This is a genomic window from Roseomonas sp. USHLN139 (genome assembly GCF_037145735.1).
GTDB lineage: Bacteria > Pseudomonadota > Alphaproteobacteria > Acetobacterales > Acetobacteraceae > Pseudoroseomonas.
The window spans coordinates 83,560-107,540 of sequence record NZ_JBBCWY010000008.1 but is presented as its reverse complement, the minus strand read 5'-3'; the positions used below and the strand labels follow the sequence as shown (position 1 = coordinate 107,540).

General features: G+C 72.0%; 25 protein-coding genes, 1 tRNA gene, 1 pseudogene and 1 riboswitch. Of the genes and pseudogenes, 16 read left to right on the top strand and 11 right to left on the bottom strand.

The genetic code is table 11. From position 1 onward, the window contains the following. Positions 1-36: 36 nt before the first annotated feature. From WFI16_RS20315 to WFI16_RS20300, 4 genes are all read right to left on the bottom strand, one after another. The gene (locus WFI16_RS20315; RefSeq protein ID WP_419899681.1) at positions 37-339 is read right to left on the bottom strand and encodes an AzlD family protein; all 303 of its coding nucleotides are present in this window, start codon (positions 337-339) and stop codon (positions 37-39) included. Beyond that, positions 336-1,064, bottom strand: a complete 729-nt coding sequence (locus tag WFI16_RS20310; RefSeq protein WP_419899680.1) for an AzlC family ABC transporter permease — start codon at positions 1,062-1,064, stop codon at positions 336-338. The genes WFI16_RS20315 and WFI16_RS20310 overlap by 4 nt, the downstream gene beginning before the upstream one ends. A gap of 7 nt (positions 1,065-1,071) precedes the next feature. Beyond that, positions 1,072-1,677, bottom strand: coding sequence for a regulatory protein RecX (locus WFI16_RS20305; RefSeq protein WP_419899679.1), 606 nt, complete (start codon positions 1,675-1,677; stop codon positions 1,072-1,074). Positions 1,678-1,785: 108 nt separating this feature from the next. After that, positions 1,786-2,157: a hypothetical protein gene (locus WFI16_RS20300; protein WP_419899678.1), complete on the bottom strand. Its 372-nt coding sequence runs from the start codon at positions 2,155-2,157 to the stop codon at positions 1,786-1,788. 219 nt (positions 2,158-2,376) lie between these two features. Between WFI16_RS20300 and WFI16_RS20295 the strand changes: the two genes are divergently transcribed. From WFI16_RS20295 to WFI16_RS20265, 7 genes are all read left to right on the top strand, one after another. After that, positions 2,377-3,579 carry an aspartate aminotransferase family protein gene (locus WFI16_RS20295; RefSeq protein WP_419899677.1) on the top strand — a complete coding sequence of 401 codons (1,203 nt, stop codon included), beginning with the start codon at positions 2,377-2,379 and terminating at the stop codon, positions 3,577-3,579. Continuing rightward, positions 3,576-4,547 carry an ornithine carbamoyltransferase gene (argF, locus tag WFI16_RS20290; RefSeq protein WP_419899676.1) on the top strand — a complete coding sequence of 324 codons (972 nt, stop codon included), beginning with the start codon at positions 3,576-3,578 and terminating at the stop codon, positions 4,545-4,547. Before WFI16_RS20295 ends, argF begins: the two co-directional genes overlap by 4 nt. A 229-nt stretch (positions 4,548-4,776) precedes the next feature. Beyond that, positions 4,777-6,477 (top strand): methyl-accepting chemotaxis protein, encoded by a 1,701-nt coding sequence (locus WFI16_RS20285; RefSeq protein ID WP_419899675.1) that lies wholly within the window; start codon positions 4,777-4,779, stop codon positions 6,475-6,477. 199 nt (positions 6,478-6,676) lie between these two features. After that, on the top strand, positions 6,677-7,855 hold the full coding sequence (gene ubiM / locus WFI16_RS20280; RefSeq protein ID WP_419899674.1) for a 5-demethoxyubiquinol-8 5-hydroxylase UbiM: 1,179 nt from the start codon (positions 6,677-6,679) through the stop codon (positions 7,853-7,855). A 142-nt stretch (positions 7,856-7,997) separates the two neighbouring features. Next, positions 7,998-8,957 carry an Hsp33 family molecular chaperone HslO gene (hslO, locus tag WFI16_RS20275; protein WP_419899673.1) on the top strand — a complete coding sequence of 320 codons (960 nt, stop codon included), beginning with the start codon at positions 7,998-8,000 and terminating at the stop codon, positions 8,955-8,957. 112 nt (positions 8,958-9,069) lie between these two features. Further along, entirely contained in the window at positions 9,070-9,738 is a 669-nt protein-coding gene (locus WFI16_RS20270; RefSeq protein ID WP_419899672.1) for a hypothetical protein, read from the top strand. 86 nt (positions 9,739-9,824) lie between these two features. Further along, a complete protein-coding gene (locus WFI16_RS20265; protein ID WP_419899671.1) occupies positions 9,825-10,361 on the top strand; it encodes a hypothetical protein in 537 nt (178 codons plus the stop codon). A gap of 73 nt (positions 10,362-10,434) precedes the next feature. On the opposite strand, the gene folE is transcribed toward WFI16_RS20265, so the two are convergent. The 4 genes and pseudogenes from folE to metZ form a co-directional block, all read right to left on the bottom strand. Beyond that, positions 10,435-11,118 carry a GTP cyclohydrolase I FolE gene (gene folE / locus WFI16_RS20260; RefSeq protein WP_442970715.1) on the bottom strand — a complete coding sequence of 228 codons (684 nt, stop codon included), beginning with the start codon at positions 11,116-11,118 and terminating at the stop codon, positions 10,435-10,437. Between the two features lie 74 nt (positions 11,119-11,192). After that, a complete protein-coding gene (apaG, locus tag WFI16_RS20255) occupies positions 11,193-11,603 on the bottom strand; it encodes a Co2+/Mg2+ efflux protein ApaG (protein WP_419899669.1) in 411 nt (136 codons plus the stop codon). Between the two features lie 5 nt (positions 11,604-11,608). Beyond that, positions 11,609-12,220, bottom strand: a complete 612-nt coding sequence (locus WFI16_RS20250; RefSeq protein ID WP_419899668.1) for a LysE family translocator — start codon at positions 12,218-12,220, stop codon at positions 11,609-11,611. A gap of 387 nt (positions 12,221-12,607) precedes the next feature. Then, positions 12,608-13,798, bottom strand: a pseudogene (gene metZ / locus WFI16_RS20245) (O-succinylhomoserine sulfhydrylase); the annotation flags it as partial. Between the two features lie 58 nt (positions 13,799-13,856). After that, a riboswitch (SAM riboswitch) is annotated at positions 13,857-13,935 on the bottom strand. A 66-nt stretch (positions 13,936-14,001) separates the two neighbouring features. Between metZ and WFI16_RS20240 the strand changes: the two are divergent. Next, positions 14,002-14,076, top strand: a tRNA-Gly gene (locus tag WFI16_RS20240). Positions 14,077-14,115: 39 nt separating this feature from the next. Here the strand turns inward: WFI16_RS20240 and WFI16_RS20235 are convergent. Further along, positions 14,116-15,642: a hypothetical protein gene (locus tag WFI16_RS20235; protein ID WP_419899667.1), complete on the bottom strand. Its 1,527-nt coding sequence runs from the start codon at positions 15,640-15,642 to the stop codon at positions 14,116-14,118. A gap of 4 nt (positions 15,643-15,646) precedes the next feature. Then, on the bottom strand, positions 15,647-16,282 hold the full coding sequence (locus tag WFI16_RS20230; protein ID WP_419899666.1) for a YqgE/AlgH family protein: 636 nt from the start codon (positions 16,280-16,282) through the stop codon (positions 15,647-15,649). 102 nt (positions 16,283-16,384) lie between these two features. Here WFI16_RS20230 and WFI16_RS20225 point away from each other — a divergent pair, with 102 nt between their 5' ends. Beyond that, a complete protein-coding gene (locus WFI16_RS20225) occupies positions 16,385-16,867 on the top strand; it encodes a peroxiredoxin (RefSeq protein ID WP_419899665.1) in 483 nt (160 codons plus the stop codon). Between the two features lie 67 nt (positions 16,868-16,934). On the opposite strand, the gene WFI16_RS20220 is transcribed toward WFI16_RS20225, so the two are convergent. Further along, positions 16,935-17,582, bottom strand: a complete 648-nt coding sequence (locus tag WFI16_RS20220) for an NUDIX domain-containing protein (protein ID WP_419899664.1) — start codon at positions 17,580-17,582, stop codon at positions 16,935-16,937. A 121-nt stretch (positions 17,583-17,703) separates the two neighbouring features. Here WFI16_RS20220 and WFI16_RS20215 point away from each other — a divergent pair, with 121 nt between their 5' ends. The 7 genes from WFI16_RS20215 to WFI16_RS20185 all read left to right on the top strand — a co-directional run bounded on the left by WFI16_RS20215 (position 17,704) and on the right by WFI16_RS20185 (position 23,975). Next, on the top strand, positions 17,704-18,207 hold the full coding sequence (locus WFI16_RS20215) for an SUF system Fe-S cluster assembly regulator (protein WP_419899663.1): 504 nt from the start codon (positions 17,704-17,706) through the stop codon (positions 18,205-18,207). A gap of 11 nt (positions 18,208-18,218) precedes the next feature. Next, positions 18,219-19,718, top strand: a complete 1,500-nt coding sequence (gene sufB, locus WFI16_RS20210) for a Fe-S cluster assembly protein SufB (RefSeq protein WP_419899662.1) — start codon at positions 18,219-18,221, stop codon at positions 19,716-19,718. A 95-nt stretch (positions 19,719-19,813) separates the two neighbouring features. Continuing rightward, positions 19,814-20,557, top strand: a complete 744-nt coding sequence (gene sufC / locus WFI16_RS20205; protein WP_419899661.1) for a Fe-S cluster assembly ATPase SufC — start codon at positions 19,814-19,816, stop codon at positions 20,555-20,557. Continuing rightward, positions 20,554-21,849, top strand: a complete 1,296-nt coding sequence (sufD, locus tag WFI16_RS20200) for a Fe-S cluster assembly protein SufD (RefSeq protein ID WP_419899660.1) — start codon at positions 20,554-20,556, stop codon at positions 21,847-21,849. Before sufC ends, sufD begins: the two co-directional genes overlap by 4 nt. Then, positions 21,849-23,102, top strand: a complete 1,254-nt coding sequence (locus WFI16_RS20195) for an aminotransferase class V-fold PLP-dependent enzyme (protein ID WP_419899659.1) — start codon at positions 21,849-21,851, stop codon at positions 23,100-23,102. The genes sufD and WFI16_RS20195 overlap by 1 nt, the downstream gene beginning before the upstream one ends. After that, positions 23,102-23,569, top strand: a complete 468-nt coding sequence (gene sufU / locus WFI16_RS20190; RefSeq protein WP_419899658.1) for a Fe-S cluster assembly sulfur transfer protein SufU — start codon at positions 23,102-23,104, stop codon at positions 23,567-23,569. The genes WFI16_RS20195 and sufU overlap by 1 nt, the downstream gene beginning before the upstream one ends. Further along, positions 23,541-23,975 (top strand): SUF system Fe-S cluster assembly protein, encoded by a 435-nt coding sequence (locus WFI16_RS20185; protein WP_442970714.1) that lies wholly within the window; start codon positions 23,541-23,543, stop codon positions 23,973-23,975. The genes sufU and WFI16_RS20185 overlap by 29 nt, the downstream gene beginning before the upstream one ends. Positions 23,976-23,981: the final 6 nt, after the last annotated feature.

Sequence of the window (23,981 nt, the reverse complement as noted above, 5' to 3'; positions counted from 1 at the left end):
GGGTCACCCCGGACCCCGCCATTCCTTTAAAAATCTTTAGATCAGCGCCTGCCACAGCCAGACCGCCGCGACCCCGGCCAGGATCGAGACGCTGAGATTCCGGGTCTTCCACTGCACCAGGACCACCGCCGTGGTGCCGAAGACGCCGGCCGGGCCGATGCGGTCCAGCGCCAGGGCGACATAGGCGATGAAGATCGGCCCCGGCAGGTTGCGCAGCATGGCGTCGATGAAGGGCGGCGGACGCACGGCGCGCAGCACCGCATAGCCGCCGGCACGGCAGAGATAGGTCACCAGCGCCATGCCGATGATCGCGGCGAGGACGTCCCAGCGCAGGCTCATCGCGTCTCACGCCAGGCGGCCAGCGCCGCCCCCGACAGGGCGCCGGCCAGCAGCGGCAGCGGCGCCGGCACGGTCAAATGCTGCGCCGCCAGCGCCACCGCCGCGGCCAGTGCCCAGGGTGCCAGGTCGCGCCCCGGCCCGCGCCACAGCGGCACCAGCAGCGCGGAAAAGGCGGCGATCCCGCCGAAATACAGCGGGTGGCCGGCCGGCAGCTGCACCGCGCCGCCCAGGACATGCCCGGCCGCCGAGGCCACCATCCAGCCCACCCAGAGCGACAGCCCCATCCCCAGCAGGAAGCCGGCATCGCGGCCGCCGGCCCGCTGCTCGGCCATGGAGAGGGCAAAGGAATGGTCGACCAGCGTCGCCAGCGATCCCCAGAGCCGCCAGCCGCGCAGCCTGTCCAGCCAGGGCGCCAGCGCCGCGCCCATCGGCGCCATGCGGAGGTTCACCACGCCGGCGGCCAGGATCACCGCCAGCACCGGCACCGGATCGGCCCACATCTCCAGCGCCAGCAGCTGGGCGGCACCGGCATAGACGATGCCCGACATCAGCAGCGTCTCCAGCAGGCTGAGCCCCTTGCCGGCGGAGATCACGCCGACCACCAGGCCGAAGGGCAGCATGCCGATCCACAGCGGCAGCGCCATGCGGGCGCCGCGCCGGATGCCCAGGCGGGTGAAGACCACCGGCTTGTGCGGCGGGGTGGCGGTCATCGGGGTCTCAGCCACCGGGGTCTCAGCCACGGCGGGCCGCGATCAGCCGGTCCTCGGCCTCCTCGCGCGCCATGTCGAGGGCGCGGCTGGCGATGTCCTGGCTGAAGCCGGCCCGCGCCAGCGCGCCCATCGCCTTCATCCGCGCGGCCAGGTCGGGCGGCTCGGCGGCGAAGGGGCCGGCGCGGCGGCGCTTCAATTGCCCCAGCGCCGCGGCCAGCTCGTCGAGCGGGGCTTCCTCCAGCACGCTCTCGGCGGTGTCGGGGGTGACGCCGCGCGCCGCCAGATGGGCGCGGATGGCGCGCTGCGAGCGGCCGGCCTGGTTCAGCCGGCGGGCCCGGCTGGCGGCGAAGGCGGCATCGTCCACCGCGCCGGCCTCGGTCAGCTTCCGGGCGATCTCGGCGATATCGGCGCGGGCCTGGATGATGGCGGCGGCGATCTGTTCGCGGTCCTGGCCCTCGGCCTCGGCGCGGCGGGCCCAGCGGTCGACGCGGCGCGCCAGCACCCGCGCCAGGCCGAGCTCGGTCGCCGCGAAGCGGGCGAGGTGCTGCAGCGCCGCCTCGCGCAGCCGGGCCGCATCGGGCGCGCGTCCGGCCGGAGGCGGCCCGCGTCGTTCCTGCCGTTTCTGCATGACAGGGGGCTTTTGGCACGCGGCCGCGCGCCGGTCAGGGGGCACGCGCAAAAAAAGCCCCGGGAGGATCCTCCCGGGGCGCTTCGTCCGTCCTGTTCCGCTGGCCGGTTACGGCCGCGGATTGCCGTTCTGGGCCGGGCCCGGGATCGGCGTGCTCTGGCTCTGGCCGGTCACCGGCGGGTTGGCGCCGGGGGCGCCCATGCTGGTGGCTTCCGGGGCGCGCGGGCGGTCGATGCCCGGATTGCCGCTCTGCGCCGCGCCGGGCACGCCGGTCATCGGCGAGGCGGGGTTGGCGCCATCGGCACCGCGGGTGGTCGGCACGGTGGCGGCGCCGGAACCCGTGCCAGGCACGCGCTCGCCGGCGACCGGGCCCTGGCCGGTGCCGGGACCGCCGCCGGTGCCGCCGGTGCCCTGCGCCATCGCCGCACCGGACAGACCGATCAGGGCCGCCGCCGTCAGAGCCAGCATCGAGTTCCGCATCTGCATTCCTCCTTCGTGAACGGGGGGCGCCTGGGGGCGCCGCTGGCCTGGATAACGGCGCGGCCAGGGCAGAGTTTCGGAAAATGCGATGGCCGCCTTTGACCGGGGGCGCGGATTGCGGCAGACTTTCCGTTTCCTCAGCCGGCCGCGCGATGGGCGTGCGGCCTGCGGGAAGACCGCCGCGGGCGAGGCCCCGCGGCAATCCGGAGAGCGATAAGCGTGATCCCCGCCCTGATGCCGACCTACAACCGTGCCGACCTCGCTTTCGAGCGGGGCGAGGGCGCCTGGCTGTGGACGACGGACGGGCGACGAATGCTGGATTTCGGGTCGGGCATCGCCACCACCAGCATCGGGCATGCGCATCCGCACCTGGTGCAGACCGTCGCCGAGCAGGCGGCCAAGGTGATGCACGTCTCCAACCTCTACCGCGTGCCGCAGGCCGAGCGCCTGGCGGCCCGGCTGGTCGAGAACTCCTTCGCCGACAGCGTCTTCTTCTGCAATTCGGGCGCCGAGGCGAACGAGGGCATGATGAAGGCCGTCCGCAAGTACCATGCCGAGAACGGCCACCCCGAGCGGTTCCGCTTCGTCTGCTTCGAGGGCGCCTTCCACGGCCGCACCCTGGCGACGCTGGCCGCGACGGGCAATGCCAAGTACCTGGAGGGCTTCGGCCCGCCGGTCGAGGGCTTCGACCACGTCCCCTTCGGCAACATGAACGCGGTGCGCGACGCTATCGGCCCGAACACCGCCGCCATCATGATCGAGCCGATCCAGGGCGAGGGCGGCGTGCGCCCGGCCGACCTGCGCTTCCTGCGCGAGCTGCGCGCCGTCTGCGACGAGTTCGGCATTCTTCTCGCCCTCGACGAGGTGCAGACCGGCATGGGGCGCTCCGGCAAGCTCTGGGCCTACCAGTGGGCCGGGATCGAGCCGGATGTGATGTCCTCGGCCAAGGGCATCGGCGGCGGCTTCCCGCTCGGCGCCATCCTGGCCAAGGAGAAGGTCGCCCAGTACCTGAAGCCGGGCACCCATGGCACCACCTATGGCGGCAATCCGCTGGCCTGCGCCGCCGGCAATGCCGTGCTCGACGTCATCCTGGCGCCGGGCTTCCTGGACCGCGTCGACCGCGTCGCCCGCTACCTGTGGCAGGGCATGGTGGCGCTGGCCGCGCGCCATCCGGAGGTCGCCAGCGGCGTCCGCGGCGCCGGGCTGCTGCTCGGCCTGCAGCTGACGCCGGCGGTGTCGAATGCCGCGCTGCAGGCGGCCGCGGTGGATGAGGGGCTGCTGACCGTCGCCGCCGGGCAGAACGTGCTGCGCGTGGCGCCCTCGCTGATCATCACCGAGGCCGAGGTGGATGCGGCGCTGGCCATGCTGGACCGCGCCGCCGCGAAGCTGACGCCGGCGGCCGCTCCGGTGGCAGCGCAATGAGTGCCGCGCTGAAGCCGGTGGGTCGCGTCGATGCGAAGGGGGAGGGGGCTGCGAAGCCCCCTCGCCACTTCCTGGAGCTGTCGGATTTCGACCCGGCGACGCTGCGCCACATGCTGGACCTGGCGGTCAGCACCAAGCGGGGCGAACTGAAAGAAAAGCCGCTGGCGGGGAAGAGCATCGCGCTCATCTTCGAGAAGCCCTCGACCCGCACCCGCGTCTCCTTCGAGGTGGGCATCCGCCAGCTCGGCGGCGATCCGCTGGTGCTCTCGGCCAAGGACATGCAGCTCGGCCGCGGCGAGAGCGTGGCGGACACCGCCCGTGTCCTCTCCCGCTACGTCGACGCCATCATGCTGCGCACCGACAGCGTGGCCAAGCTGCGCGGCCTCGCCGAGCATGCCACCGTGCCGGTGATCAACGGCCTGACCGACGTCTCGCATCCCTGCCAGCTGATGGCCGATATCCTCACCTTCGAGGAGCATCGCGGCCCGATTGCCGGCAAGGTGGTGGCCTGGACCGGCGACGGCAACAACGTGGCCCAAAGCTTCATCCAGGCGGCCGCGCGCTTCAACTTCACCCTGCGCCTGGCCACCCCGCCGGAGCTCGCCCCGCCGGCCCAGCTGGTCGACTGGGCGCGGCGCGAGGGTGCCACGATCGAGCTGCATGCCGATCCGGTCGCCGCCGTGCAGGGCGCCGACTGCGTGGTGACCGATACCTGGGTCAGCATGTCGGACGAGAAGGAGGGCGGCCCCACCGCCCGCCACAACATGCTGATGCCCTACCAGCTCAACGCTGGCCTGCTGCAGCACGCGGCGAAGGATGCGCTGGTGATGCATTGCCTGCCGGCGCATCGCGGCGAGGAGATCACCGAGGAGGTGATCGAGGGGCCGCAGAGCGTCGTCTTCGACGAGGCCGAGAACCGGCTGCACGCGCAGAAGGGCGTGTTGCTCTGGGCCCTGGCCGGGCTGTGAGCTGACGGCCCTTCGGGGTTCCTGACGGCCGCGAAGGGCGCCCGGCGGAAGCCGGGCGCCCTTTTGCATGGCGCCGCGCCGGCTCCGCGGGCAACGGCCCGGTCAGCGATGCGTGCCGATTCTCTCCTCCTTCATCCCGCTGCGGCAGATTGGCACCGGTGGGCGCGGCGATGCGTGGGCTCCGCCCGTCCTCCGCTGCCCTGTCCGCCCTTTCAGCCGGGAAGCTCCGATGGTCCTGCTCCGCCTGCTCGCCGCCCTGCCGCGACGCCTGGGTGTCGTGACCTGCCTGCTGGCGGTGACGCTCTGCGCGGTGCTGATCACCGCCGAGGTGGTCTCCACCGCCCTGGTCGCCGAGGTCCGCCGCGACACGCTGCAGGACGCCCAAGCACGGCTGGAGAGCAATCTCGGCACCCTGAAGGCGCTGCTGGCGCAGCAGGGCCGGGAATGGTCGCTGCGCGACGGCCAGCTGCTGCTCGACGGCCGGCCGCAGAACGACCGCCACGAGCTGGTCGACACCGTCAAGCAGGTGGCCGGCGGCGTCGCCACCCTCTTCGCCGGCGACACCCGCATCGCCACCAACGTGCTGACGCCGCAGGGCGGCCGCGCGGTCGGCACCAGGCTGGCGGCCGGTCCGGCGCGCGACGCCGTGTTCGGCCGCGGCGAGACCTATCGCGGCACCGCCACCATCCTGGGCACGCCGCACCAGACCATCTACGAGCCGATCCGCGACGCCGCCGGCCAGGTCATCGGCCTGCTCTTCGTCGGCCAGCCGCTGGCCGCGGTCGAGGCGCGCCTCGAGAAGCTGGAGCGGCAGCGCCTGCTGATCGGCGGCGGCATCGCCGTGGTGATCGGCCTGGCCGCCTGGCTGCTGACCCGGCTGGCGCTGCGCCCGCTGAAGGGGCTGGCCGCCGCCGTGCATGCCATCGCCGAGGGCCGGCTGGATCTGGAGCCGCCCTGCACCGACCGCCGCGACCTGCTGGGCGAGATCGGCCGCGCCGTGCAGCGCCTGGCCGAGGATGGCCGCCAGGCCCGCCGGCTGGAGGAGGCCGCCGCCGCCAGCCGTGTCCGCGCCGGCGAGGAACGCCGCGCCCTGCAGGAGGGCCTGGCCGGCGAGGTCGAGCGGGCGGTCGGCGGCATCGCCACCGGCCTGGCGGAGGAGGTGGCGCGGCTGAACGGCGCCGCCGCGCTGCTGGCCCAGGGCACCGCACAGGCCGAGCGCGATGCCGGGATGGTCGCCGAGCGGGCGCGCAGCGCCACCGAGAATGTCGGCGCCGTCGCCGCCGCCGCCGAGGAACTGGCCGCCAGCATCACCGAGATCAGCCGCCGGGTGGCCGAGGGCGCCGGCGTGGCGCGCGAGGCGGTGGTCGCCGCCCGCGCCTCGGACGCCACCGTGGCCGGCCTCTCGGCCGCCGCCGACCGGATCGGCGATGTCGTCCGGCTGATCGCCGATATCGCCGGCCAGACCAATCTGCTGGCGCTGAACGCGACGATCGAGGCGGCGCGCGCCGGCGAGGCCGGCAAGGGCTTCGCCGTCGTCGCCTCCGAGGTGAAGACCCTGGCCAGCCAGACCGCCAAGGCCACCGAGGAGATCGCCACCCAGATCGGCGCCATGCGGGGCGCCACCAGCCAGGCGGTGCAGGCGGTGCGCGGCATCGCCGCCGCGGTCGGCCGGATGGACGAGGTGAGCGCCGCCATCGCCGCCGCCGTCGAGGAGCAGGGGGCGGCGACCCAGGAGATCGCCCGCAATGCCGCCGCCGCCGCCGCCGGCACCGAGGGCGCGGCGCAGAGCACGGTGGCGCTGAGCGAGCATGTCGCCGCCGCCGCCGCCGCGCTGGAGGGGCTGCGCGGCGCGACCGGCGCGGTCGGCCAGCAGGGCGAGGCGCTGCAGCAGGAGCTGTCCGGTGTGGTCCGCCGGCTGCGCGCCGCCTGAGCCTGCCGCGCCGGCGTTTTTTGCGGCCCTGGCCCCCCTCGGCGACCGCCGCTAGAGACACCATCTAGAGCGTGATGGCTTGAGGCGGAATCGCCGATAAGCCTGAATCACGCGATCAGACAAAGCGCTGGAGCAGATTGCCTGGCTCCTTTCGCAGGCAATCTGCTCCGGTGGCCGGACAGGAAGAGGGTCAGGATCGATGCGGGTCGATGTGGCGATCGTGGGCGGCGGGCCGGCGGGGCTGGCCCTGGCGACCTCGCTGGGCGGCAGCGGCCTTGCCGTCGCCGTCATCGAGCAGCAGCCCGAGGCGGCGCTCGCCGAGGCCGGCTTCGACGGGCGTGAGATCGCGCTGACCTATCATTCGCTGGCCATCCTGAAGGCGCTCGGCGCCTGGGACCTGCTGCCGGCCGAGAGCATCTCGCCGCTGCGCGAGGCGCGGGTGCTGAATGGCGGCTCCGGCTATGCGCTGCGCTTCGACACCAGCGGGCGTGCCGAGAGCGAGCTCGGCAAGCTCGTCTCCAACCACAGCCTGCGCCGCGCGCTCTACCGCACGGCGGTGGACCGGCCGGGCGTCACCCTGCTGGCCGGCCGCCGGGTGGCCTCGCTCTCCACCGAGCTGGAAGGCGCCAACATCGTCCTGGAGAACGGCGAGACGATCACGGCGCGGCTGCTGGTGGCGGCCGACAGCCGCTTCTCGCGCGCGCGGGAGGCGCTCGGCATCGCCGCCGAGCGCCGCGACTTCGGCAAGCGGATGATGGTCTGCCGGCTGCGCCACGAGGCGCCGCATGACGGCATCGCCACCGAATGGTTCGACTATGGCCAGACCATCGCCATGCTGCCGCTGAACGGCCGGGAATCCTCCGCCGTCATCACCCTGCCGCCGGACGAGATGGCGGTGCTCGAGGCGATGGACGAGGCGGCCTTCGGGCAGGAGGTGGCGCGGCGCTACCGCCAGCGCCTGGGGGCGATGCAGCTGATCAGCAGCCGCCATGTCTATCCGCTGGTTGCGGTCTATGCCGAGCGGTTCTGCGCGCCGCGGGCCGCGCTGGTCGGCGACGCCGCGGTGGGGATGCATCCGGTCACCGCGCATGGCTTCAATTTCGGCCTGCGCGGCCAGGCGGCGCTGGCCGGGCTGGTGCTGGCGGCGCACCGCGCCGGTGGCGATATCGGCGCCGCGCATCTGCTGCGCCGCTATGCCGCTGAGCACCGCCAGGCGACCCGGCCGCTCTACCTCGCCACCAATGCGACGGCGCTGATCTTCACCCAGGAAGGCCCGGGCGCGCGGCTGCTGCGCAACGCGGCGCTGCGGCTCGGCAACCACCTGCGGCCGGTGCAGCAGCGCATCGTCTCGCAGCTGATGGAGACCCGCACCGCGTGAGCGGCCCTGGGGTGAGGGCGCCCCGCCTGACGGCGCCCCGGGTGACGGTGCGGTGCATGCAGGGCAGGGTGGCGCGGCAGGCATCGAAGGCAGCGCCCTGCTGCACTATCTATGCCGCTGCACTGAACCAGGCCCCTGCCGCGTGAACGACCCGACCTCCCCCTCCGCCACCCCCGATTTCCTCAACCATGACCGCCCGCCGGTGCCGTCGCTGACGGTGCCGCGCGGCGTGCAGCCCTTCCACCTGGACAACAAGCCGGTGCGTGGGCGGCTGGTGCGGCTCGGCCCGCTGGCCGATGCGCTGCTGTCGCGCCACGACTATGCCCCGGCCGTCGCGGCGCTGCTCGGCCAGGGGCTGGCGCTGACCGCCGGCCTCGCCGCCGCGCTGAAGTTCCAGGGCAGCTTCAGCCTGCAGGCCAAGGGCGATGGGCCGGTCGGCATGCTGCTGGCCGATTGCACCGAGGCCGGCGCGCTGCGCGGCTATGCCCGCGCCGAGGCGCTGCCGGAGGGCGAGGCGCCGCTCGACGCCAAGGCCATGCTGGGCCAGGGCTACCTGGCCTTCACCTGCGACCAGGGGCCGGGGATGGACCGCTACCAGGGCATCGTCGCCATCGAGGGCGACAGCCTGGCGGCGATGACCGGCGCCTATTTCGAGACCTCCGAGCAGCTCGACGCCCGGGTCTGGCTGCATGCGGCGAAGACGCCGGCCGGCTGGCGCGCCGCCGCGCTGATCCTGGAGCGGGTGGCGGGTGCCGGCGGCATCGGCCTCGACCTCGACGCGGCGGCGCAGCAGGATGCCTGGGAGACGGCGCTGGCCCTGGCCTCGACGGTGACCGAGGCGGAGATGCTGGACGATGCCCTGGCCCCCGACCGGCTGCTCTACCGGCTGTTCCATGCCGAGGGGCTGATGCTCGACCGGCCGCGGCCGCTCTCCTATGGCTGCCGCTGCTCGCGCGCCAAGCTGGCCTCGGTGCTGGCCGGCTTCGGCACCGACGACCTCGACCACATGGCCGAGCAGGGGGTCATCACCATGACCTGCGAGTTCTGCAATGTCGGCTTCCGCTTCCAGCGCGAGGACATGCAGCCCGCGGCGGAAGGCTGAGGGCCTGCCGGCCGGGCGTGACAGGGAACGTCCCGGCCGATAGGAGCAGCAGGGACAATCTGCAGCCAGGGGTGGGCGAGGCCGCACCACCCGCGACGGGGGAGTTTCGGGTATGACCAAGCTGATCGGCGATGGCGAAGCCGGGGCTCCCCCGGCGCTGACGCGGCGGCGCGGGCTGCTGGCCGGGATGGCGCTGCTGCCGCTGCTGGCCGCCTGCGCCGGTGGCGATGCCCAGCCGGCGCTGCAGCCGCCGCCGGGCTATCGCCACCTGACGCCGCTGCAGCTCAACGTGCTGGACATCGAGGTGGTCGAGCCGGGGCCGATGCGCGCTGACCCGCCGGCGCCGCTGCTGCCGGCGGAGCTGGCGGCGCGGATGGGGCGCGAGCGCCTGGTCCCGGTCGGCACCAGCGGCCGCGCCCGCTTCCTGGTCGACAGCGCAACGCTGATCCGCGAGCGGGCCAGCGCCGGCGGGCTGTTCAGCCAGGCCACCGAGCGGCTGACCGTCGCCATCCGCATCCGCGTCGAGGTGCTGGGCAATGACGGCCGCCGCGTCGGCTTCGCCGAGGCCGAGGTGCGCCGCAACGCCACGGTGATCGACGAGGGGCCGGCCAGCCGGGCGCGCGCCGCCGACACCATCGTGCGCCAGGCGCTGGACGACCTGAATGTCGAGTTCGAGTTCCAGCTGCGCCGCAACCTGCGCGACTGGATCATGAGCGGCGCCCCCGCCGCCCCGCTGCCCGGCCCGGTGCAGCAGGAGAGCCTGGTCCGCCCCGGCACCTGACCGGCGCCTCTCCCTCCGGCATCGCGGGTTTGCGATGCCGGGGAAGGAGCGGCCGCATGCTAGCCAGCGCCGACGGAGGAGCCGGCATGCGCAGCAGGATTGTTCTCGGTTTTCTGGGCGCCCTGGGCGGGGTCAGCGCGGCCGCCGCCGCCGATCCCCGGCCCGTCCCCGCCCCGCCGGCGCCAGAGCGCCTGGTGCGCCATGCCGGCACCGGCCTGGCCGTGGCGCTGCCGCCGGGCTTCACCGGCGAGGTGGTGGAGCCGATGTCCGGCGACGTGCAGATCAACATCGCCTTCGAGGGTCGCGCGGCCTGCCGGGTGGTCTATGCCGCGCGCCGCGGCGCCCGCCCCTCGGCCGAGGCGCTGCGCGCGACGGTCGATACCGAGGCTTGGCGGACAGAGCTCGGGCGTCGCCTGCCGCAGGGCAATGGCGCCCCGGCCCGGCGGTTCGCGCTGGGCGAGGCGGTGGGCGGCAGCGCCACCACCGAGGGTGCGATGCCGATGTCGCTCTATGTGCTGGAGACGCCGCCGGGGCGGACGACGCTGTTCTGCCAGTCGCTGGAGACTCCGGCGCCGCGGCAGCGCTGGGCGACGCTGGCGGCCGGGCTGCGCCCGCCGCGCTAACGGGCGCCCCTGCAGGGCGGGGTCCGGGGTGACACCGTCACCCCGGCGGGGTCGAGGGGCAGCGCCCCTCGCCTCAGGCCTCCGGGGCCGGTGCCCCGTTCTTCACCAGCGCCAGGAATTCGCGGCGCAGCCCGGCATCCTCGCGGAATTCGCCCAGCATCCGGCTGGTCATCATGGTGACGCCCGGCTTGTGCACGCCGCGGGTGGTCATGCACTGGTGCGCCGCCTCGATCACCACGGCGACGCCGCGCGGCTGCAGCGTCTCCTGGATGCAATTGGCGATCTGCGCCGTCAGCTTCTCCTGGATCTGCAGGCGGCGGGCATAGGCCTCGACCACGCGGGCCAGCTTGCTGATGCCGACGACGCGCTCCTGCGGCAGGTAGGCAACATGCACGCGGCCGATGATTGGCACCATGTGGTGCTCGCAATGGCTCTCCAGCCGGATGTCGCGCAGCACGACCATCTCGTCATAGCCGTCCGTCTCCTCGAAGGAGCGGGCGAGCAGGGCGACGGGATCCTCCTTGTAGCCGGAGAAGAATTCCTCGTAGGCGCGGGCGACGCGGGCCGGGGTGTCGAGCAGCCCCTCGCGTTCCGGATCGTCGCCGGCCCAGAGCAGCAGGGTGCGCACCGCCGCTTCCGCCTCGGCGCGCGACGGGCGCTCGGCGGTGAGGTCAGGCTTGGCCAGCTTGGCGGCGGTCGGCAAGGGCAGGTTCACGGGCAGTGTTCCGATTGGTTCCGGGGCGGGCACGCGCCGCATGACATGGCGCATCCCCCGGTTTCATCAATGGGCAAAGCTGCAGCCCTGTATCGGCAGATTTGCAGAAGCCGGTGCTAATGCACCGCGCCGGCCTGGTGCGGGCTGTCCAGGCTGAAGGCGGGGATGGCGATGTCGAAGGGCTCGCCGCTGTCGCGCTCCACCATGTGATAGGCGCCGCGCATGAAGCCGGAGGGCGTCGAGAGCGGCGTGCCGGAGGTGTATTCGAAGCTCTCGCCCGGCTCCAGCACCGGCTGCTCGCCGACCACGCCGGGGCCGTGCACCTGCTGCATCCGGCCATGCGCGTCGGTGATCTGCCAGCTGCGCTTCAGCAGCTGCACCGTCAGGCTGCCGAGATTCTCGATGGTCACCCGGTAGGCCCAGACGAAATGCGACTGCTCCGGGTTGGACTGGTCCTCGAGGAAGAAGGCGCGCACCGAGACGCGGATGTCGCGCGTGGTGGCGGTGAAGACGGGCGGATGGCTCATCGGCGTCAGCCCGCCCGGCGCATGGCCGCGGTGGCGAGGCCGGCGCCGACCAGCATGCCGCCGCCGGTGCGGTTCAGGATGCGGCGCACCGAGGGCCGCTGCACGGCGCCCGAGAGCCGGCCGGCGGCCAGGGCATAGAGCAGCGCGTTCAGCGCCGCGAGGGTCACGAAGCTGGCCACCAGCACCGCCGCCTGCGGCAGGAAGGGCAGGGCGGGGTCGATGAACTGCGGCACGAAGGCGACGAAGAAGGCGATCGACTTCGGGTTCAGCGCGGTGACCAGGAAGGCCTGGCGCCAGGCCTGGCGGGCACCGAGCGGCACGCTGGCGCCCTCGACCGGGGCGCGCCACAGCTTGACGCCGAGCCAGACGAGATAGGCGGCGCCGGCCCATTTCAGCACGGTGAACAGCGCCGCCGAGGTCGCCAGCAGCGCGCCGAGCCCGGCCAGCGACAGGGTCATGGCGGTCAGGTCGCCGGCGGCGACGCCGGCCACCAGCGGCAGCGCGGCGCGGCGGCCGCCGCCCAGCGACTGGCCGATCACCAGCAGGATGGTCGGGCCGGGGATGGCGAGCACCACCGCGGCCGCGGCGAGAAAGGCGATCCAGGTCTCGAGCGGCATGCGCTGTTTTCCTCCGTCCCCCGGCGGGCGGACCGCCCGCGCGGGCCGGAGAGTTTGCGCCGCCGCCGCCGGGCCGTCGAGAGGCCGGCTGCCTCAGCCGGCGGTTCAGCGCTTCCGGCTGCCCGGCGCCTTGCCGGCGGCGGGCGCGGCGAAGAGGTCGGGCTCGGCCGGCCGGGACGGCTTCGCCTTGGGCTTCGCAGTGGCCTTCGCGGCGGCGGCCGGCTTCTTCGGCGCGGGCTTCGCCGCGACAGGCTTCGGCGGCGCTGCCTTCAGCGGCGCTTCCTTCGCCGGCGCGGCCTTCGCCCTGGCCGCCGGCTTGGCGGGGGCGGCGGTCTCCTCGGCCACCATGCGGGCCAGCGGCTTCTTCTTCGGCGCCGGATTGCCGGCCACCGCGTCGAGGGCGGCGGCGAGGTCGTCGACCAGATCCTCGACATCCTCGAGCCCGACCGAGAGCCGCACCGCGCCCTCGCCGATGCCGAGGCGCGCGCGCTCCTCCGCCGGCACGCGCATATGCGTGGTGGTGGCGGGGTGGGTGATCATGCTCTTCGAGTCACCCAGGTTGTTCGAGATGTCGATCACCCGCAGCGCGTCCATGAAGCGGAAGGCCGCCTCCTTGCCGCCCTTCAGCTCGAAGCTGACCAGGGTGCCGCCGGCCGACATCTGCTGCTTGGCGAGCGCGTATTGCGGATGGCTCGGCAGATAGGGGTAGCAGACGCGGGCGACCTCGGCGCGCTCCTCCAGCATCTGGGCGATGGCATTGGCGCTGCGGCACATCGCCTGGACGCGCAGGTGCAGCGTCTCCAGCCCCTTCAGGATGACCCAGGCGTTGAACGGCGAGATCGAGGCGCCGGTGTTGCGCAGGAAGGGCTGCAGCACCTCCTCCACCCACTTCTTCGAGCCCAGCACGGCGCCGCCCAGCACCCGGCCCTGGCCGTCAAAATGCTTGGTGGCCGAATAGACCACGACATCGGCGCCGGACTTCATCGGCTTCTGCAGCAGCGGCGTGGCGAAGACATTGTCGACCACGACGATGGCGCCGGCCTCGTGCGCCAGGTCGCAGACCGCCTTCAGGTCGACCAGCTCGAGCATCGGGTTGGAGGGCGTCTCCAGCAGCACCAGCTGGCAGGGGCGGCGGAAGGCGGCCTTCCAGGCCTCCAGATCGGCGCCGTCGACGAATTCGGTCTCGATGCCGTAGCGCGGCAGCAGGGTGGAGATGATCCAGTGGCAGGAGCCGAACAGGGCGCGGGCCGCAACCACCCGGTCGCCGGTCTTCAGGTGCGACAGCAGGGCGCCATGCACGGCCGCCATGCCGGTCGGCGTCGCGCGGCAGTCCTCGGCGCCTTCGAGGGCGGCCAGCCGCGCCTCGAGCATCTGCACGGTCGGGTTGCCGAAGCGGGAATACTGGAAGTGGCTGACCTCGCCGGTGAAGGTCTGCTCGGCCTGCTGGGCGCTGTCATAGACGAAGCCCGAGGTGAGGTAGAGCGCCTCCGAGGTCTCGTCGAAATTGCTGCGCATCTGGCCGCCGCGGACAAGCTGGGTGGCGGGGCGCAGCGGGCGGTCGGTTGCGGGCTTGGCCATCGGCGGGACTCTCGGGTCAGAAACCACCCGGCCCGGTCGGGCGGAAAGCAGGCAGGCGCGCGCTTCCGCCACGGCCGTTTAGCGCGGTTGTTTAGGCTCGCCGCAAGCTGGCCGGACAAATCGCGAGCACCCCGTCGCCGGGGCGAGCGGACCTTACGCCCCGCTTGCGACCCTTACAAGGGTGGGCTAAGGAGGGTGGCAACGCGGGCGTAGTTCAGAGGTAGAACGTCAGCTTCCCAAGCTGAATGTCGTGGGTTCAATTCCCATCGCCCGCTCCACCTTCCCCCCTTCAGGCGTCGCTCACCGGACTTCGCGGCTCAGGCCGGCTTGCGTCTTGGCCAATGCGCCTTGCCGGCGCGCGGCGGCGTGGCCGAGCGGCCGAGCACCGACTCGATCGCCGCGCAGAAGGCCTCTGGCTCGACCGTGAAGGGCTGTACGAAATCCTGGAGCTTCGGGTCGTGCTCGAAGCTGACCGCCTCGTCCGGCAGCACGAAATGCGTGCCGCGCCGGGCGGTGGCCGGGGTCCGCATCATCGTCGGCGTGTGATAGGCCAGGGTGCGGATGCCCAGCATGCTGGTGGGCAGCATAGCCGCGGTGCCATGCCGCAGCAGCGCCAGGTCGGCGCCCAGCGCCAGCGGGATCTTTTCTTCCACCGTCAGGCCGAAGAGGCGGGTGCTGCGGGTGTCCTCCGGCAGGGTGGCCAGCAGCCGGGCGGAGAGCGCCTCGGCCTCGGCGACGACGCGCTGGCCGCGCTCGCAGAGCGCCTCGCCGGCCCGGGTCCAGCCATCCCATTGCAGGTGCAGCACGCGGCCGGTGGCGGCGGCGATCGCCTGCAGCCGGGCGAGGCCCGCCCGCAGCACCGCTTCCTGGTTGAGGAACAGCGCCTTCTCCAGGTCGAGCGAGACCAGCACGCGCAGCTCGGCCGCATCGCCCTCCGCCGTGCCGGGCGCCGCCAGCAGCTTCAGCCGGTCGGCCCAGTCGAGCGAACTGTGGCGGGTGTCGCGGTAGAGGCGGAAGGTCGACAGGCCGTGGCGCAGCTGATGGCCGACCAGATGCCGGGATTCCAGCCGCTTGCCTTTCGCCGTGCGCAGCGCCGGGAAGATCTTGGCCGGATCGATGAAGCACCAGTCGGCGACGGTCAGCACCGGGTGGCCGGCGGCGGCGAAGGCGGCGACCGGGGCCTCCAGCGCCTCCAGCGCGCCGAGGCTCTGCAGGTAGTAGTGCAGCGGCCGCATGTCGCCGATCACCAGGGCGCGGCGGGCCGGGTCGGCGCCCTGCTGCAGCCAGGCGTGGAAGCGCTCCGGCTGGCCCAGCATCTCGACCAGGCAGGCATGCACCACGTTGCGGCAGATCTCGCGATGCGTGTGCAGGTTGAGGAAGAGGCCCTCGGCCGGGTGATAGAGGCCGTAGGGGAAGGGGCCGAGCAGCACCAGCACCCGGGCGCGGTCCTCGCCCAGGAAGAGGAACTGCATGCGGTGCTTGGTCAGCGCCGCGCGCAGCGGCAGCCGCCGGTCGTCGAGCGGCGAATAGAAGTCGAGCTGCCGCTCGCCGGCCAGGAAGCCGGTGGTGAAGCGGTCGAAATCGGCCAGCCAAGCCGGCTTGTCATAGGCCTGCAGCAGGCGGTCGCGCAGCGCCGCCTCGGCCGCGTCGGCGGGCGGGTCGCCGGCGGGGAAGCTCAGCAGGCGGCAGGCATCGGCCAGCGGACCGGCGCCGTGCGCCGGCGTGGTGTCCGGCTGGGCTTCCGGCTGGCCGGTCCTGAAATGCGGCAGGGCCAGGCTGGTCCAGCGCGACAGGGAATGCGCCGCGGCGAGGCTCGCGCTGGTGGCGGCGGGATCGGCCGGCATGGGCTCAGGCGTGGCCGGCGACGCCGGAGAGCAGCAGCGGGTCGACGCGCAGCTTGGCCAGGGCCCGGCGCCATTTGTCGTCGGGCGGCTCGTTGAACAGCAGGCTCTCGTCGGCCGGCACGTTCAGCCAGGAATTGCGGTGGATCTCGTCCTCCAGCTGGCCGGGGCCCCAGCCGGCATAGCCCAGCGCCAGCAGGCCGAGGCGCGGGCCGCCGCCGCCGGCGATCGCCTTCAGGATGTCGACGCTGGCGGTCAGCGCCAGCTCGCCGGTGACCTGCAGGCTGCCCTCGCTGGACCAGTCGGTGGTGTGCAGCACGAAGCCGCGGCCGCCCTCGACCGGGCCGCCGGCCATCAGGCGGATCTGCCGCTGCGGCGGGGCCGGGCCGACCTCGAGCTGCTTCAGCAGCTCCTCGAAGGAGAGGTTGTCGAGCGGCTTGTTCAGCACGATGCCCATGGCGCCGTCGGCGGAATGGGCGCAGAGGCAGATCACCGAGCGGGCGAAGCGCGGGTCCTGCAGCCCGGGCATGGCGACGAGCAGCTGCCCGCCGAGGTAGCCGGCCTGGAATCCGCCGCGCAACTCGCCTTTCGGGGGCTGGCGGAAGGCTTCCGGAAATTCGTCCTCGCGTGCGCGGCGTGCCATGATGTCTGCAAGATGGCGGCGGTGCGCGGGGCGCGCAAGCGCCGCGGTTGACAGGGCGTGCAGCGCGTCGGAAAGCGGGAGCCCCAACCGGAGAACGCCCCCATGACCATCCAGGCCGGCGAGACGATTCCCGCCCAGAAGCTGACCCAGGCGACCGCCGAGGGCCCGCGCGAGCTGGCGACCGAGGCCCTGTTCGGCGGCAAGACCGTCGTGCTGTTCGGCGTTCCCGGCGCCTTCACGCCGACCTGCTCGGCCAAGCACATGCCGAGCTACCTGACCAATATCGACGCGCTGAAGGCCAAGGGTGTCGACACCGTTGCCTGCATGTCGGTCAACGACCCCTTCGTGATGCAGGCCTGGGCCAAGGACCAGGGCGTCGAGGACCGGGTGGTGATGCTGGCCGATGGCTCGGCCGCGCTGACCAGGTCGCTGGGCCTGGAGCTGGACCTGACCGCGCGCGGCCTGGGCGTCCGTTGCCAGCGTTTCGCCCTGGTGGCGAAGGACGGCAAGGTCGTGCATGTGGCCGTCGAGGCCCCGGGCGCTTTCGAGGTGTCGGGCGGCGAGGCGATCCTCGCCGCGCTCTGAGTTTTTCTGTTTTAACTGACAGAAAGAGAAGGGGGTCCGGGGGAATTCATTCCCCCGGGCTTTCTTTTTAATTGGGGCTTTCTTGCTTTTTCTCGGTGCGCCGGTTGTCGCGCCCGGCGAACCAGATGAGCTCCCGCTGCTCGCGTTGGTCCGGCGACATCTCCAGCCAGGCGTGGAATTCGGCGAGCACCTTGCCGGTGATCGGCGCGACCGGCAGCGAGCGCAGCATCTCCAGGTCGCGGTATTCCAGCTGCTCGAGCTCGCCGGAGCCGGTGATGCTCCCTTCCGCCGCCTCGGCCGGGGCGATCAGGAAGCGGGCGTTGAAGCGGATCGGGTTGGTGGCCGGCGTCACCGCGCGGCAGAGATAGTCCAGCACGTCCAGCCGCGGCAGCCGCCCGCCGAGGGTGAGCCCGGTCTCCTCCTCCAGCTCCCGCGCCGCGGCGATGGCGAGCGCCCGGGCCAGGCGCGGCGGCGCCCGGCGCTCCAGGAAGGCGCGGGTCTCGGGGCGCAGCTCGGTCGCGGCCGGGGCGGCGCGGTCCTCGAAATCGACGCGGCCGCCGGGGAAGACCAGCCGGTTGGGCATGAAGCGCAGCCCGGCATGGCGCTGCCCGGTCAGGATCTCGACCGTGCCGTCGGTCCGGCGGCGCCACAGGATCAGGGTGGCGGCATCGCGGGGATGGACTCGGGCAGGGGGGCGGAGCGTGGAGAGGGCCATGCGGCGCAGGGTTGCACCGGCCGCGTCGCGCGGAAAGATGGCACGTTCTTGACAAGCCGGGGGCGCGAGAGCATCTGCCGCGAAAGCGGACAACACAGGTCCGAATTGAAGAGAGGTCCGCGTGTTGCGGCTGTCGAAACTGACCGATTACGCCGTCGTCGTGCTGGCGCGGCTGGAGGCCGAGGGGGGTGTGCAGACCGCGCCCGGGCTCGCCGCCAGCAGCGGCATCGCCGAGCCGACGGTGGCCAAGGTGCTGAAGGCGCTGGGCCATGCCGGGCTGGTCGAAGGCCTGCGCGGCGCCCGTGGCGGCTACCGCCTGGCGCGGCCGCTGGCCGGCATCCCGCTCTCCGAGGTGATCGTGGCCATCGACGGCCCGATCGCGCTGACCGCCTGCGTCGACGGCGCCACCGGCGGCTGCGAGGCGGAGACGCTCTGCCCCGTGCGCGGCCGCTGGGACCCGGTGAACCAGGCGATCCGCGCTGCCCTTTCCGCCATCAGCCTGGCCGACCTGGCCGGGCCGCGCAGCGCCAGCTGCGCCGGGCACGCCGCCCCGCGCCCGGCGACGAACGCCACCACGACGAACCCCACCCGCGCCAAGCCGGCGCTTCAGCCTGCTGCCGAGTAGGATCCCCTGCCATGCCTGCCGTCACCGAAACCATCGACGCCGTCCAGTCGGTCACCCAGGGAGCCTACAAGTATGGCTTCGAGACCGAGATCGACATGGAGTTCGCCCCGAAAGGGCTGAACGAGGACATCGTCCGCTTCATCAGCGCGAAGAAGGAAGAGCCGGCCTGGCTGCTCGAATGGCGGCTGAAGGCCTTCGCGCTGTGGAAGACCATGGAGGAGCCGCGCTGGCCGGCGGTGAAGTATCCGCCGATCGACTACCAGGACGCCTTCTACTACGCCGCGCCGGTGAAGAAGGCCGGGCCGAAGTCGCTCGACGAGGTCGATCCCGAGCTGCTGCGCACCTATGAGAAGCTCGGCATCCCGCTGAAGGAACAGGCGATCCTGGCCGGCGTCGAAGGCGCGGGCGATACCCCGGCCGAGGGCGGGCGGATGCCGATCGCGGTGGATGCGGTGTTCGACAGCGTCTCGGTCGCCACCTCCTACAAGGACCGGCTGGCCAAGGAAGGCATTATCTTCTGTGCCATCTCCGAGGCGGTGCGCGAGCATCCGGAGCTGGTGCGGCAGTATCTCGGCTCCGTGGTGCCGCAGGGCGACAATTTCTTCGCCGCGCTGAACTCGGCCGTCTTCACCGATGGCAGCTTCGTCTACATTCCCAAGGGCGTTAAGTGCCCGATGGAATTGTCGACGTATTTCCGGATCAATGCGAAGAGCACCGGCCAGTTCGAGCGCACGCTGATCATCGCCGATGAGCGCGCCAGCGTCTCCTACCTGGAGGGCTGCACGGCGCCGATGCGCGACGAGAACCAGCTGCATGCCGCGGTGGTCGAGCTGGTGGCGCTGGACGATGCCTCGATCAAGTACAGCACGGTGCAGAACTGGTATCCGGGCGACGAGAACGGCAAGGGCGGCATCTACAACTTCGTCACCAAGCGCGGCGCCTGCCGCGGCGCGCGGTCGAAGATCAGCTGGACCCAGGTCGAGACCGGCTCGGCGATCACCTGGAAGTATCCCTCCTGCCTGCTGCTGGGCGAGGATTCGGTCGGCGAATTCTACAGCGTGGCCATCACCAACAACTGGCAGCAGGCCGATACCGGAACCAAGATGTTCCATATCGGGCCGCGCACGCGCTCGACGATCATCTCCAAGGGGATCAGCGCCGGGCAGGGCCAGAACACCTATCGCGGCCTGGTCAAGATCAGCCCGAAGGCGACCGGCGCCCGCAACTTCACCCAGTGCGACTCTCTGCTCATTGGCGACCAGTGCGGGGCGCATACCGTGCCCTACATCGAGAACCGCTGCATGACCGCCAAGGTCGAGCATGAGGCGACGACCAGCCGCATCGCCGAGGACCAGCTGTTCTACTGCCGCCAGCGCGGGCTGTCGGAAGAGGATGCGGTCGGGCTGATCGTCAACGGCTTCTGCCGCGAGGTGCTGAAGGAGCTGCCGATGGAATTCGCCGTCGAGGCCCAGAAGCTGCTGCAGATCAGCCTCGAAGGCTCGGTCGGCTAAGGCCACAGGATTTCGGCGCCCCCTGCGCCGCGGACACAGACGAGACGAATGGCGGCGCCTGCCAGCGCCCCCTCGAGGACGGGTTGGAAAAAGAGATGCTGAAGATTGAAGGGCTGCGGGCCGAGGTCGAGGGCAAGGAGATCCTGAAGGGGATCGACCTCGAGGTGCCGGCCGGCGAGATCCACGCCATCATGGGCCCGAACGGCTCGGGCAAGTCGACGCTGTCCTATGTGCTCGCCGGCCGCGAGGGCTATGAGATCACCGGCGGCAGCGTGACCTTCCACGGCCAGGACCTGCTGGCGATGGAGCCGGAGGAGCGCGCCGCCACCGGCCTGTTCCTGGCCTTCCAGTATCCGGTCGAGCTGCCGGGCGTCGGCAACGCCAATTTCCTGCGCACCGCGCTGAACGCCATCCGCCGCTCCAAGGGCGAGTCGGAGCTCGACGCCATGCAGTTCCTCAAGGCGGCGCGCCTCCGCATGAAGGCGCTGTCGATGCCGGAGGACATGCTCAAGCGCGGCGTCAATGTCGGCTTCTCCGGCGGCGAGAAGAAGCGCAACGAGGTGCTGCAGATGGCGCTCCTCAACCCGAGCCTGGCCATCCTGGACGAGACCGATAGTGGCCTCGACATCGATGCGCTGAAGATCGTGGCCGACGGCGTCAACGCCATGCGCGGCCCGGCCTTCTCCTCGCTGGTGATCACCCACTACCAGCGGCTGCTCGACTATATCGTGCCCGACAAGGTCCACGTCCTGATGGGCGGCCGCATCGTGCAGACCGGCGGGCCGGAGCTGGCGCATCAGCTGGAGGCCTCGGGCTACGGCTCGGTGCAGGCGGCATGAATGCGCTGACCGAAGCAGGCGCCCAGGGCTTCCTGCACCGTTTCGAGGGGCTGCGCGAGCGGCTGCCCGGCCAGGGCCTGCCCTGGCTGGCGGCGCTCCGCGCCCAGGCCGCCGAGGTCTTCCGGGCCCAGGGCTTCCCGACCCGCAAGGTCGAGGCCTGGAAGTACACCGACCTCGCGCCGCTGACCCAGGCCGGCTTCGGCGAGCCGCTGACGCCCGTCGACGGCGCCCTGCTGCTGCCGCGCAGCGCCGCGCCGAAGCGGCTGGTCTTCGTCGACGGCCGCTTCCGCGAGGATCTGTCGGACGAGGGCTCGCCGGCGCGCAGCCTGGCCCGGCACCTGCCGCAGGCCGAGGGGCTGCTCGGCAGCATCGCCCGCCTCGATGATCTTCCCCTGGTCGCGCTGAACACCGCGCTGTTCGAGGACGGGGCGCTGATCGATCTCGGCCCCGGCGTCGATGGCGGGGTGGTGGAAATCCTCTCGGTCACCACCGGCGGCCGGCCGGTCGCGGCCCATCCGCGCCATCTGGTGCGGCTGGCCGCCGGCGCCAGGCTGGTGCTGATCGAGCGCGCCTGGAGCCCTGAGCAGGATCCGGTCGCCGGCGAGGGCCGCTACCTGCACAGCCCGGTCTGGGAATTCCTGGTGGGCGAGGGCGCGCACGTGACGCATGCCCGGCTGCAGCAGGAAGGCCGCGCCGGTCTGCACCTGGCGACCACCTTCGCCCGCGTCGAGGCCGAGGGCACCTATGACAGCTTCCTGCTGCATGCCGGCGCCCGGCTGTCGCGCTCGGAGGCGCATGTGGTGCTGGCCGGGCCCAAGGCCTCCGCGCATCTGAACGGCGCCCAGCTGCTGGGCGACGGGCAGCATGGCGATTGCACCACCTTCCTCGACCATGCGGCGCCGGATTGCCCGAGCCGCCAGACGGTGAAGACGGTGCTGGCCGGCAAGTCGCGCGGCGTCTTCCAGGGCAAGATCCACGTCCATCAGGTCGCCCAGCGCACCGATGGCTACCAGATGAACCAGGCGCTGCTGCTGTCCGACCAGGCCGAGATCGACAGCAAGCCGCAGCTGGAGATCTACGCCGACGATGTGAAGTGCAGCCATGGCGCGACGGTGGGCGAGCTGGATGAGAGCCAGCTCTTCTACCTGCGCGCCCGCGGCATTCCGGAAGGCATCGCCCGCTCCATGCTGATCGAGGCCTTCCTGCTGGAAGCCGTCGAGGGCGTCGCCGACGAGACCGCCCGCGCCGCCCTGGCCGAGGTGGTGGCCGGCTCCTGGGAGCGGCTGGCGTGATGGACGGGGCGGCGGTCACCGGCGAGCGGGCAGGGGTCTTCGACCTCGCCCGCATCCGCGCGGACTTCCCGATCCTGTCGCAGAAGATCCGCGGCAAGGACCTGGTCTTCCTCGATTCCGGCGCCTCCGCCCAGAAGCCGCGCGCGGTGATCGAGGCGATGAGCCGGATGCAGGAGACCGGCTACGCCAATGTCCATCGCGGCGCCTACTTTCTGTCGGAAAGCGCCACGGCCGCCTATGAGGCGGCCCGCGGCGCGGTGGCGAAGTTCCTGAAGGCGGCGTCGGAGCGGGAAATCATCTTCGCGTCGTCCTCGACGGCGGCGATCAACCTGGTCGCGCACAGCTATGGCAGCCTGCTGCAGCGGGGCCAGGCGGTGGTGGTCTCCGAGATGGAGCACCATGCGAACCTCGTGCCCTGGTTCATGCTGCGCGACCGCGCGGGCATCGAGCTGCGCATCTGCCGCGTGACCGATGCCGGCGAGCTCGACCTCGACGACCTCGCCGCCAAGCTCGCCGATGGCAAGGTCGGGCTGGTCGCCGTCACCCACATGTCCAATGTGCTGGGCACGGTGACGCCGGCGGCGCAGATCGCCCGCATGGCGCATGAGGCGGGGGCGAAGCTGCTGCTCGACGGCAGCCAGGCCGCGGTGCACCGCGCCGTCGACATGCAGGCGCTGGACTGCGATTTCTACGTCTTCACCGGTCACAAGCTCTATGGCCCGACCGGGATCGGCGTGCTCTGGGGCCGGCTGGAACTGCTGGAGAAGATGCCGCCCTTCCTGGGCGGCGGCGACATGATCGCCGAGGTGACGCTGGACGGCTTCCTGCCGGCCCCCGTCCCGGCGCGCTTCGAGGCCGGCACGCCGCCGATCGTCGAGGCCATCGGCCTGCATGCCGCCATCGACTATGTCGAGGCGATCGGCATGGCGGCGATCGAGGCGCATGAGCGGCGGCTGGTCGACCATGCCATGGCGCGTTTCTCGACGCTGGACGGCATCACCCTGCTCGGCCGGGCGCAGGATCGCGGCGGCGTCTTCGCCTTCGCCCTCGACAATGCCCATGCGCATGACCTGGCGACATTGCTGGACCGCGTCGGCATCGCGGTCCGCTCGGGCCGCCATTGCGCCGAGCCGCTGCACGCCCGATTTGGGGTGGAGAGCACCTGCCGGGCCTCCTTCGGCCTCTACACGACCGAGGCGGAGGTGGATTTCCTGGCGGAGGCGCTTGGCAAGGCGCGGGAGTTCTTTCGCTGATGTTCGACGATCTGCGCGATCTCTACCAGGAAGTGATCCTGGACCACGGCCGCAAGCCGCGGAACTTCCGCCGCCTCGACGATGCCGACCGGCATGGCCGCGGCGACAACCCGATGTGCGGCGACCGCATGGAGCTCTGGGTCAAGCTGGACCCCGAGGGCCGGCTGGGCGACGTCGCCTTCCAGGGCAAGGGCTGCGCCATCTCCATGGCCAGCGCCAGCCTGATGACCGAGACCGTGCGCGGCAAGACCCAGATGGAAGCGCGCGAGCTGGGCGAAAAGTTCCGCGAGCTGGCGATGACGGGCAGCTGCCCCGATTGCGGCGCCAGCCTCGAGGAGGAGATGGAGCGGCTGCAGGTGCTGGGCGGCGTCTCCGAATTTCCCAGCCGGGTGAAATGCGCGACGCTGGCCTGGCACACGCTGAACACCGCGCTGGACAATGCCGGCAAGGAGGCGAGCAGTGAGTGAAGCCGAGAACCTGCCGCGCGCGACCGTGCCGGTGCCCGATGTCGCCGCACCCGCGGTCCCGCCGGCGCATGGCACCTGGACGCCCGAGGGCGCGACGCCGCCGCCACTGACCGAGGATGCGGTGATCGGCGCGGTCGCCACCGTCTACGATCCCGAGATCCCGGTGAACATCTACGAGCTCGGCCTGATCTACGCGCTGGAGCTCGGCGATGACGGGGTGGTCAAGGTCGAGATGACGCTGACCACGCCCTCCTGCCCCTCGGCGCAGGAACTGCCGAGCCAGGTGGAGGAGGCGATCCGCCTGCTGCCCGGCGTCACCGATGTCGCCGTCGAGATCGTCTGGGATCCGCCCTGGGACCCGTCGCGGATGAGCGAGGACGCCCGGCTGGCGTTGAACATGTACTGAGCCGGC

Excerpts from the sequence above, each read along its gene's own strand:
- sufC (WP_419899661.1), top strand. The coding sequence starts at position 19,814 with ATGCTGAAGATTGAAGGGCTGCGGGCCGAGGTCGAGGGCAAGGAGATC.
- WFI16_RS20305 (WP_419899679.1), bottom strand. The coding sequence starts at position 1,677 with ATGCAGAAACGGCAGGAACGACGCGGGCCGCCTCCGGCCGGACGCGCG.
- WFI16_RS20195 (WP_419899659.1), top strand. The coding sequence starts at position 21,849 with ATGGACGGGGCGGCGGTCACCGGCGAGCGGGCAGGGGTCTTCGACCTC.
- sufB (WP_419899662.1), top strand. The coding sequence starts at position 18,219 with ATGCCTGCCGTCACCGAAACCATCGACGCCGTCCAGTCGGTCACCCAG.
- argF (WP_419899676.1), top strand. The coding sequence starts at position 3,576 with ATGAGTGCCGCGCTGAAGCCGGTGGGTCGCGTCGATGCGAAGGGGGAG.
- WFI16_RS20270 (WP_419899672.1), top strand. The coding sequence starts at position 9,070 with ATGACCAAGCTGATCGGCGATGGCGAAGCCGGGGCTCCCCCGGCGCTG.
- sufU (WP_419899658.1), top strand. The coding sequence starts at position 23,102 with ATGTTCGACGATCTGCGCGATCTCTACCAGGAAGTGATCCTGGACCAC.
- WFI16_RS20250 (WP_419899668.1), bottom strand. The coding sequence starts at position 12,220 with ATGCCGCTCGAGACCTGGATCGCCTTTCTCGCCGCGGCCGCGGTGGTG.
- WFI16_RS20265 (WP_419899671.1), top strand. The coding sequence starts at position 9,825 with ATGCGCAGCAGGATTGTTCTCGGTTTTCTGGGCGCCCTGGGCGGGGTC.
- WFI16_RS20230 (WP_419899666.1), bottom strand. The coding sequence starts at position 16,282 with ATGGCACGCCGCGCACGCGAGGACGAATTTCCGGAAGCCTTCCGCCAG.
- WFI16_RS20235 (WP_419899667.1), bottom strand. The coding sequence starts at position 15,642 with ATGCCGGCCGATCCCGCCGCCACCAGCGCGAGCCTCGCCGCGGCGCAT.
- ubiM (WP_419899674.1), top strand. The coding sequence starts at position 6,677 with ATGCGGGTCGATGTGGCGATCGTGGGCGGCGGGCCGGCGGGGCTGGCC.
- apaG (WP_419899669.1), bottom strand. The coding sequence starts at position 11,603 with ATGAGCCATCCGCCCGTCTTCACCGCCACCACGCGCGACATCCGCGTC.
- WFI16_RS20285 (WP_419899675.1), top strand. The coding sequence starts at position 4,777 with ATGGTCCTGCTCCGCCTGCTCGCCGCCCTGCCGCGACGCCTGGGTGTC.
- WFI16_RS20220 (WP_419899664.1), bottom strand. The coding sequence starts at position 17,582 with ATGGCCCTCTCCACGCTCCGCCCCCCTGCCCGAGTCCATCCCCGCGAT.
- sufD (WP_419899660.1), top strand. The coding sequence starts at position 20,554 with ATGAATGCGCTGACCGAAGCAGGCGCCCAGGGCTTCCTGCACCGTTTC.
- WFI16_RS20185 (WP_442970714.1), top strand. The coding sequence starts at position 23,541 with ATGCCGGCAAGGAGGCGAGCAGTGAGTGAAGCCGAGAACCTGCCGCGC.
- WFI16_RS20300 (WP_419899678.1), bottom strand. The coding sequence starts at position 2,157 with ATGCGGAACTCGATGCTGGCTCTGACGGCGGCGGCCCTGATCGGTCTG.
- WFI16_RS20225 (WP_419899665.1), top strand. The coding sequence starts at position 16,385 with ATGACCATCCAGGCCGGCGAGACGATTCCCGCCCAGAAGCTGACCCAG.
- WFI16_RS20315 (WP_419899681.1), bottom strand. The coding sequence starts at position 339 with ATGAGCCTGCGCTGGGACGTCCTCGCCGCGATCATCGGCATGGCGCTG.
- folE (WP_442970715.1), bottom strand. The coding sequence starts at position 11,118 with ATGCGGCGCGTGCCCGCCCCGGAACCAATCGGAACACTGCCCGTGAAC.